Origin of the sequence: Kineococcus rhizosphaerae (assembly GCF_003002055.1) — a bacterium.
Taxonomy (GTDB): Bacteria; Actinomycetota; Actinomycetes; order Actinomycetales; family Kineococcaceae; genus Kineococcus; species Kineococcus rhizosphaerae.
On the sequence record NZ_PVZF01000038.1, the window covers coordinates 1 to 8,697 of the forward strand.

The following is an 8,697-nucleotide window of genomic DNA, read 5'->3' on the forward strand; positions in this document are numbered from 1 at the left end:
CAGGTCTTGGCGCGGCCTACCCATCCGGCCCTGCTTGGGTAGCAGCGGCTCGATGAGCTCCCACTCCGCATCGCTGAGGTCAGAGGGATACGCCTCACGATCGCCAGCCACCTCAGCAGCATGCCCTACCAAGACCCACATCTGAAACAGTCACTTAAGGCTGAACTGTGAACAGTCGGGAGTCTTCCCAGCCGGCAACCGCTGCGCAGATCGCGGCTGGTCTGTCATGACCCAGGACGCTACCTGTCCTGCGACCTCAGCTTCGCCCGCGTCTGTCGGATCTCGACACGCAGCGACTCGAGTTCCGCCCCTGGGTCCTCGTCCACCTCACCCAACACCAAGCCCCCGCGCGTCACCCGGTGAAGACTGAGTGCGGCGGGGGCTGAGGTCTCTGGTTGTGGGTCTCTCAAGGGACGGGGCAAGTCACTCAGCGACGCTGTGCACGCGGGCGCTACCTTCCACCTCCGCGGCTTGACCAGCTTCGCGTCCCTTGGGCAGGCGCAGGTTCCAGACGATCACACCGCCGATGAGGTAGAGGGCGGAGAAGATCAGGACAACGCCCGTGGCGCCGAGAGGAGCCAGCAGCAGGCTGACCAGAGCAGGGCCCACGAACGCTGAGGCCCCTGCCCCCAGGTTCAGCAGGGCCATCGCACCGCCCTTGTACTGAGGGGCCATAGAAGGAACCAGCGCCGAAATCGGCACCCAGCCCGAGAGTGAAGCGCCGTAGAGGACGGCGACCACCAGGGCCAGCCAGTAGTAGTCGACCCCCATGTGGATGGGAACGAAGTAGAGGAGTGCCACCGAGATTGATCCCCAGATGCACCCGAGCCAGAAGACCGTCTCACGCCAGCCGACACGGTCGGAGATGATGCCAGACAGAAGGTTGAAGATGATGGTGGAACCGAACATTACCGACACCAGCAACAGCCATCGGCTCTCCCCGAAGCCGATCTCGTCGGAGAAGACGCGCGGCATGAAGACCAGCAGACCGAACATGGGGATGGTGTTGATCATCCTGGCGACCGCACCCAGTCCGATGCGGGGGTTGGTCCAGGCCAGCGAGGCGCTCGAGAGCAAGCTCTGGACGGGCTTCACACCGGCGGGGGCCATACGCGTGAACCCGGTGCGTTCGCGGACTCCGAGCAGGGCGATGAGACCACCGGTCATCAAGATGGCGACCGAAAGCCACAGCGTCCCGTAGTGCCCCAGGATGGGGTTGGAGCCGCTGGCCACCAGGGCCCCCAAGGTGGGCATGCCGCCGGTGAAGGCGAAGTAGTACCACCCGACCGCGGAACCCAGCCGCGCTGGCGCAGCAACGGCGGTCACCCACACCAGGAACGAGTACGCGAAGAGCGGGTAGCCGAAACCGCGCAGGCCGTAGAACAGCATCATGAGGGGGTAGTTCTCCTGCGGCACAGCGACCGCCAGCAGCAGGACGTCGAAAACCAGCCAGATGATCAGCCCGGCGATCATGACCCGCCGCGGGCCCCACAGCTCCGAGAGTGCACCTGAGAGCCACGCGGCCAGCATGACCGCGACGCCGTAGATGGTCACGATGTAGGAGGCCCGGATGTCGCTACCGGCGCCGTTGTCGCTGAAGAAGGGGACAATGAACGCGGATTCGACCCCGTCGCCGATCATGAACAGCAGGAGACCGAGGTAGCCGAGGATGAGCGGGGCCGGTAGGCCGAGCCGGTTGGCGAGCCGCTGTCGCGCCGACGAGGGCGGTTCGAGGTCTGCGGTGGTGCTCATGAACTACCTCCACATGGGGTTCGAGGGGGGGCGCGCTACAGGCGCGAGGGCGTGGTCCGGGGTGATCGAAAGAGTTGATGCGGAGTGCGTTCAGGCGACAGTTCGGTTTCCACGCACTGTCCGCTGAGGTGTGTCAGACGGACGCGTGCTGGCGGCGGTTCACCTGGACCGGCCCGTAGATCCCGGTGCGCTCGAAAGCATCGGCGACACGAAGGACGGTGGTGTCATCCCCGCGCCGACCCGTGATCATCATGCCGACCGGCAGCCCGGAGGAAGTTGCGCAGGGAACCGAGATGGAGGGGTTCCCCGTCACGCACGTGGGGCTAGTGTTGTTGACCATGTTCAGCAGACGCCCGAACCGCTCCAGGCGGGGAACGTCCTTGTCCGGGATTTCTGTGGCTTTCACCGGTGTCGACGGGGTGATCAGCACGTCGTATTGCTGGAAGGCGGCGTCGTAGGCGGTGGTGAGCTGCAGAGCGAGGTTCTGCGCCTTGGCGTAGTAGCTGCCGTGGTAGCGGTCGGTGAGATACTCACCGATCAGGACAAGTTCCTTCATCATGTCCGACATCTCGTCGCTGCGGGTGTGCTTGGCGGCCCCGATCGCCTCCATCAGCCGGCGGGGGTACCGCCCCTTCCATCCGCTGCCGGCGAGGTTGCCGCGCAACATGGTGGTGTAGGCGCCTTCCATCTGGATGGCGGTGTTGATGTGCATGCCGATTCGGTGCATGGGCAGCGACATGCGTTCGACCGTCGCTCCCAGCTGCGTGAAGTGGGCGGCAGCTTCTACGACCGCGTCGTCCACGTCTTGCTCGGAGTGGTCCCAGGCGAAGCCCTCGTCGATGATGCCGACGCGCAGTCCGCGAACATCGCCGGTGAGGGATCCGAGGAAGGATTCGGGCCGGGAACGTCCGGACCAGCCACTCAGCTGACGCGGGTCCATGGGGTCCTCACCGGCGACGGCGTCCATGAACCGGGCGATGTCACTGACGGTGGAAGCCAGCGCCCCGAGGTGGTCCACGGTGACCTCGATGGGCGCTGCCCCGGTCGCCGACACCAGACCGTAACTGGGCTTGAAACCGTAAACCCCGCAGAACGATGCCGGGATACGGATCGAGCCGGACTGGTCACCGCCGCTGGCGATGTCGACATCTCCGGCCGCCACCAAGGCAGCCGAACCGCTGGAGGATCCACCGGCGGATCGGTTGAGGTTGTGAGGGTTGAGGATCGCCCCAGTGTCGGCCGTGAAGCTACTGCCGGAGAACGACATGTGCTCACAGGCTGCCTTGCCGGTGATGTTGCCGCCGGCCGCCAGCACCCGGGTGACGATCGTGGCGTCTTCATCGGGGATGAAGCCTTCAAGCAGACGAGTGCCGACCTTCATGGGCAACCCGGCGACGGCGACGTTGTCCTTGATTGCTACCGTCTTCCCGGCCAGATGGGAACTCGTGAGCGCGTCCGCGGTGAGGTCGCAGCGCCACACCCATCCGCGGTGGGGGTTCTCCTCAGGACTCGCCGGACGCCCCGCATCGCGATTGGCGACATCCGTGGGTGCCGAGTCGTCCATGCCATCCAGGAGCCGGTGGGCGTCGAGAGTGCTGCTGATGATCTCCTGCATCACCGAGAGTTCGTCGTCGTCCATGGCCGCGAAGTGGCGGTCCGCGATGGGGCGGAGATCTTCAAGAGTGGGGTCTTGGATAGTCATGACCAACCTCAGAGCTCGGGAGTGTCCAGGGGTTCTGCGTGAGTCAGGTACGCGAAGCGCTTCGCTGATAGCGAGTAGATCGTCGCCCTCAGGGCAACTCCGCGATCTTCGACAGTCGGTGCTCGACCGGTCTTTCCGATCGGAACTATATGGACGTGATGTTACGCGGAGATTTCAGCGTCGTTGCGTAAAAGTCACAAATATGTCGGCCCAGGTCCCCTGGACCGACGGACTACCGAACCTCGACCTAGAGGACCTCGAAGGACATGCCCTCAGCCACCGCGAGGTGTTGGTCGTAGGCCGGCGGGGTCACCACTCCCCCGATCCTGGGGCGCACTGAGACGGGGACGTCGCCGAGGGCGTTGTCCTCATCAAGGGCCTGGGATGAGAGTGCGTCATGGCGGTCGAGGTCAGCCAGCAGCTTGACCGCGTCGTAGCACTGGACGGACCAAGAGTTCAGGACCGGACTCACGTTACCGAACAGTGAACGCCGTCTTTCATCGAGCGCCTCCCGTGCCGGAGAACGCAGGGACTCAAAGGAGTGCAGGCCGGAGTAGAGGTTGCCCGAGGTATCGCCCCCTAGGGCGTACAGGCTGTTTTCCTCCAAGCAGTTCGAGATCCTCACCAGGTTGTCCAGACCTCGCGTCCTGATCGCCTCCAGCATCCTGACCAGGTCCAGACCCGACATGTTGAGGATCACCCCCTGGCACGAGGACGTGTGCAGGAGATCAACGGCGTTCTTACCGTCCTGGGTACCGAATCCCATCGGGACTAGTTCGTCTAAGACGACCTGGGCACCCGCTGCGTCGATGGCCGCTCGCTCGACGACTCGCGCAGCGCGTGGCCAGACGTAGTCGGTTCCGAGGATGGCCCAGGAAGTGATCCCTCGGTCGGACCCGACGCGCGTCAACCCGCCGACGAACTCTGCGGGCGTCTCGCCGGGGCAGTAGACGCCGGGGATCGACCGGGTCGCCTCGTATCCGGAAGCGAAGACGTAGGGAACAGATCCATCGAGCGCCTGCTCGACGGCCACAAGGGTGTGGCTGGTGTGCAGCCCTACGAAGGCGTTCACCGCCTCTGCCCGTGCCAGCTGGGCCACGGCATCAGCCACCGCACGGCGCACTCCCCCGGAATCCACCACGACCAACTCGACGCGCCGCTGATGCCCACCGGCGCTCGTGTTGACCTCGCTAGCCGCAAGGACTGCTGCATCCAGGGCCGAGGGGCCGGTCAGGCCGAGAACTCCTGACCCTGGGATCACCAGACCGATCCGCAAGACGTCCGGGCGCGGACCGTAGAGGAGGGCCTCCAGTGGATCGACCAGCTCAACCGCCGTGGACATGGTAGGACTGTACGGTAGATACTTCCGACCGGAAAGGTGCTGACGGGTCCCAAAGGTCCGTCTTTGCCGCACCGGCCTAGCCAGTGATCGCGCGAGGAGAGTGCACATCGTCCATGGACGACTTCATCGACGAGCTGGCCACCATCACCAACGCTGCGCGGGGACTCAACCGGCAGCTTGCCGCCCTCCTGAGTGAGGAAGGTCTGCGCGAGGACCTTTGGCGTATTTTGCACGCCCTGCATCGCACCCAGGGGGCGTTGATGGGCGAGCTGGCCAACGAGCTGCATCTCCCGCCTGCATCTGTGACGCGCATGGTCGATGAACTGGTAGAGCAGGGGTGGGTGTTCCGTCGCCCTCTCCCTGAAGACGGCCGTAAAGCTGCAGCACACCTGTCCCGTGCCGGGCGGGAACGATTCGATCGCGCCAGCGCCGTCCTGATGGCGCATCGGAACCCTTTGAGCGCTCAGGCACGAGAGTTGACCGCCTCGCTTCGACGGGTGGCTCTGGAGAACTCGCGTCCGTCCTGAGTGAGGCCTGGCGTCTAGACGTTGTACCCCCACCACCAGGTGTTGCGCCGCCCTGGCAGACGTCGCACTCCCCCACCAATGACCTGTTCTACAGAGCTACTGCACCGCAGCACCTGCGCCCAACCCAACGATCAAGATTACTGATGCCTACCACTTCCAACGTCTTCAACGATGGTGTCCGGCGGGAAGACAGTTACGGCTACAGCCAAGGTTTCCGCGCTGGCGACACCGTCCACATCTCCAGGCAGCTTGCTCACGACGCCGACTGCAACCTGGTGGGCAGAGGTGACATCACCGCTCAGGCCACCAAGACTTTCGAGACTTCGACACCGTCCTGAAGGCTTTGAGTTCTTGGAATCAAGTCGTGGAGATATACCACTGTCTTGATCATTGATCTCCATGGAAATTTCGCTGCCGTGTCCGCGGCTCACCTGGCTTACTTCGGTGAAGACCGCCCCGCCAGTACGACTATCGGTGTCGTGGAACTCGCCATGCCCGGCCAGGTTCTCGAGGTGGCGGCCGTCGTGAGATTGGACTTGCCGCGCTGATCTGCGCTGGCAGGTGAGGGTACCTCCTTCAGCACTGTGACGGAGAGACTACATCCCAGCCGATGTACGCGACGGGGTCAACGGAACTGCCCGAGACATCAGCTGAGCTCGTGCCCAGCCTCGTACCCGGTGATCGCGTCGACCTTCTCCGCCGAGGCGGAGGTCTCGTCGAAGACGTAGCCCAGGAACTCCTTCGCCAGACGGCGCGCGAGCTCCTTGCCGATCACGCGCTCGCCCAGGGTCAGGACCTGCCCGTTGTTGGACAGCACCAGCCGCTCGGCCGAGAAGGTGTCGTGCGCGACGGAGGCCCGGATGCCCGGCACCTTGTTCGCCGCGATCGCGACACCCATGCCGGTACCGCACACGAAGATCCCACGGTCGGCCTCACCCGCGGCGATCTTGCGCGCACCGGTCACCGCCACGTGCGGGTACGCCGTCTTGTCCGCGTCGCTCCCGACACCGACGTCGATGACCTCCTTGACCCGGGGGTCCTTCAGCAGGTCGGCCTTGATGGCCTCCTTATAGCTGTACCCCGCCTCGTCGGCGGCCACGACGACACGCCACTGCAGATCGGTCATGAGCTTCCCTTCCTCAGAGCTTGTCGGCGACGGTGCGCGTCACCAGCGCCAGCGACACGGCACCCGCGTCGGGGTGACCGATGGAGCGTTCGGCCAACGGCCGGGCCCGCCCGATCTGCGGACGCAGCTGCTTCGTCGCCTCGGCGGCGTCGGTCGCCGCCTGCGACGCCGTGGTGAACGCCGTCTTCAGGTCATCACCCGCCGCGATCCGCTCCGCCAGGGTCTCCGCGAACGGGACCTGGGAGTCGAGCATCGTCTTGTTGCCGACCCGTGCCCCGGCGAGGCGCATGACGGCCTCCACCGACGCGGTGGCGCCTTCGGCGACCTGCTCCGGCGTCGGCTTGCCCTCGTCGCCCAGCTTCTCGGCGAACGCGTGCAGCAGCACACCCCAGATCACTCCGGAGGTCCCGCCGGCGCGGTCCGCCCAAGCGGCACCCGCGGCCGACAGCGTGGACCCGGCTCCCGCGCCGGCATCCGCTGCGGTGCGCGCCGCGTTGGCCGCGGCGACCGAGCCGTTGACCATGCCGGTGCCGTGGTCGCCGTCACCGGCGATGGCGTCGATCCGGCCCAGTTCCGCCTCGGCGTCCTTGAGGACGTCGCGGACGGCCTCGATGATCCCGGCGATCTTCTGCCCGGACCCGGCCGCCTCGGCGGGGGTGCCGGTGTAGTCGGCGACCTCGTCCTCGGGGACCACGTAGGCGGGGGCCGGTGTGGTCTCGATGGTCGCGCCCACGGACAGGGCCGGGCACTGCGCTGGGTCGGTCCAGAGCTTCTCGAGCTCCTCGTCCAGCCACGTGACGGTCAGCGAGCAGCCCGCCATGTCCAGGCTGGTGACGAGTTCGCCGACCTGCGGGGCCACGATCTCGTAGCCCGCCGCACGCAGCTGCTTCGCGATGGGCACGTAGAGCAGGAACAGCTCTTCGTACTTCGTCGACCCGAGGCCGTTGACGAGGACCGCGATCCGGCCCGAGTCGGGCGCCGACTCCGGCTTCCCGGCGAGGACCTTCTCCACCAGCAGGGTGGCGATCTCCTCGGGGGTGCCGATCGGCTCCTCGGAGATGCCCGGCTCGCCGTGGATGCCGAGGCCGACGGCCATGTTCCCGGGTGTCACCGTGAACAGGGGTTCCGTCTCACCCGGCAGGGTGCAGCCCTCGAACGCGATGCCCATCGAGCGGGTGACGTCGTTGACGTGGCGGGAGACCCGCACCACGTCGTCGAAGCCGTAACCGGCCTCGGCGGCGCCACCGGCGATCTTGAAGGCGACAAAGTCACCGGCGATGCCGCGACGTTCACCGTTGGCGCCCTGGCCCTCGGAGGCGACGTCGTCGGTGACGACGAGCAGTTCCGCGGGGATGCCCTCGGCGCGCAGTCGTTCCGCGGCGAGACCGAAGTTGAGGATGTCCCCGGCGTAGTTGCCGAACCCGAGCAGCACCCCGCCGCCGCGGTTGGCGGCCTTGGCGACGTCGTAGACCCAGCGGGTGGAGGGGGAGGCGAACACGTTGCCGCAGACCGCGGCGTCGGCCAGACCCGGCCCGACGTAGCCGCCGAAGGCGGGGTAGTGCCCCGACCCGCCGCCGGCGATGACGGCGACCTTCCCCTCGGGGGTGGCCGTGGAACGGATCACCCCGTGCGGCACGGGCTGCACGAAGTGGGCGTAGAGGTCCACGAAACCGGCAACGGAATCGTCGACAAACAGGGCGGGGTCTCCGAAAACTCTGGTCATGTCTCGCAGTTCGTATCGACGGGATTCGGGTTCAAGGTCGTGTCAGCTGACCTGCGTCGCCTCGTGTTTGCCCGCCCGGGCCGCAACCTTCAGCGGTGCTGTTTCCGGACTCTTAATCGCGACCAGGGTGGAGATGACCCCCAGGGCACTGAACAGGAGCGCAGGTCCAATCCAGCCCGCCGCGTTGTAGAGGGCGGTGGCCAGGAACGGGAGGGTCCCCGCGACGAGCGAAGCACTGTTGTACCCCAGCGAGATACCCGAAGACCGGACCTCGGGCGGGAACTTCTCGGAGAACCATGACGACTCCACCGCAAAGATGGGGTCGTGGGAAAACATCAGCGACAGGGCCACGGCCACGACGATGGCCACCACGGCCCCGGTGTTGATGAGCAGGAACAGTGGTACACCAAAGATGATCGTGAAGATGGATGGCGGTCTCAAGGAGTCAGCGCAACACCCATGAGATGATCATGGTTGGTCGCTGACAGGAGTTGAGCATGGCCGGTGTCCTCACCACGACGCAGA

At 65.8% G+C, this 8,697-nt stretch carries 8 protein-coding genes; 1 reads left to right on the forward strand and 7 read right to left on the reverse strand.

Annotated features, from left to right (window positions below; genetic code table 11):
* The 4 genes from CLV37_RS29160 to CLV37_RS26440 form a co-directional block, all read right to left on the reverse strand.
* Nucleotides 1-141: transposase (locus CLV37_RS29160; RefSeq protein WP_146149480.1), on the reverse strand; the 141-nt coding region annotated here is incomplete at its 3' end.
* Between the two features lie 282 nt (nt 142-423).
* On the reverse strand, nt 424-1,752 hold the full coding sequence (locus CLV37_RS26430; protein ID WP_106215724.1) for an MFS transporter: 1,329 nt from the start codon (nt 1,750-1,752) through the stop codon (nt 424-426).
* Nucleotides 1,753-1,885: 133 nt separating this feature from the next.
* On the reverse strand, nt 1,886-3,454 hold the full coding sequence (locus tag CLV37_RS26435) for an amidase (RefSeq protein ID WP_106215725.1): 1,569 nt from the start codon (nt 3,452-3,454) through the stop codon (nt 1,886-1,888).
* A gap of 247 nt (nt 3,455-3,701) precedes the next feature.
* Nucleotides 3,702-4,796 (reverse strand): ABC transporter substrate-binding protein, encoded by a 1,095-nt coding sequence (locus CLV37_RS26440; RefSeq protein WP_170127534.1) that lies wholly within the window; start codon nt 4,794-4,796, stop codon nt 3,702-3,704.
* 113 nt (nt 4,797-4,909) lie between these two features.
* Here CLV37_RS26440 and CLV37_RS26445 point away from each other — a divergent pair, with 113 nt between their 5' ends.
* The gene (locus CLV37_RS26445) at nt 4,910-5,323 is read left to right on the forward strand and encodes a MarR family winged helix-turn-helix transcriptional regulator (protein ID WP_106215727.1); all 414 of its coding nucleotides are present in this window, start codon (nt 4,910-4,912) and stop codon (nt 5,321-5,323) included.
* A 646-nt stretch (nt 5,324-5,969) separates the two neighbouring features.
* Here CLV37_RS26445 and CLV37_RS26450 read toward each other — a convergent pair.
* Genes CLV37_RS26450 through CLV37_RS26460 form a run of 3 tightly spaced genes read right to left on the reverse strand, consistent with a single transcriptional unit; the run spans nt 5,970 to nt 8,613 of the window.
* A complete protein-coding gene (locus CLV37_RS26450; RefSeq protein ID WP_281260561.1) occupies nt 5,970-6,449 on the reverse strand; it encodes a ribose-5-phosphate isomerase in 480 nt (159 codons plus the stop codon).
* Between the two features lie 13 nt (nt 6,450-6,462).
* Complete coding sequence (locus CLV37_RS26455; protein ID WP_106215728.1) at nt 6,463-8,172, reverse strand: dihydroxyacetone kinase family protein; 1,710 nt, start codon at nt 8,170-8,172, stop codon at nt 6,463-6,465.
* Nucleotides 8,173-8,214: 42 nt separating this feature from the next.
* Nucleotides 8,215-8,613 (reverse strand): MFS transporter, encoded by a 399-nt coding sequence (locus tag CLV37_RS26460; protein WP_106215729.1) that lies wholly within the window; start codon nt 8,611-8,613, stop codon nt 8,215-8,217.
* Nucleotides 8,614-8,697: the final 84 nt, after the last annotated feature.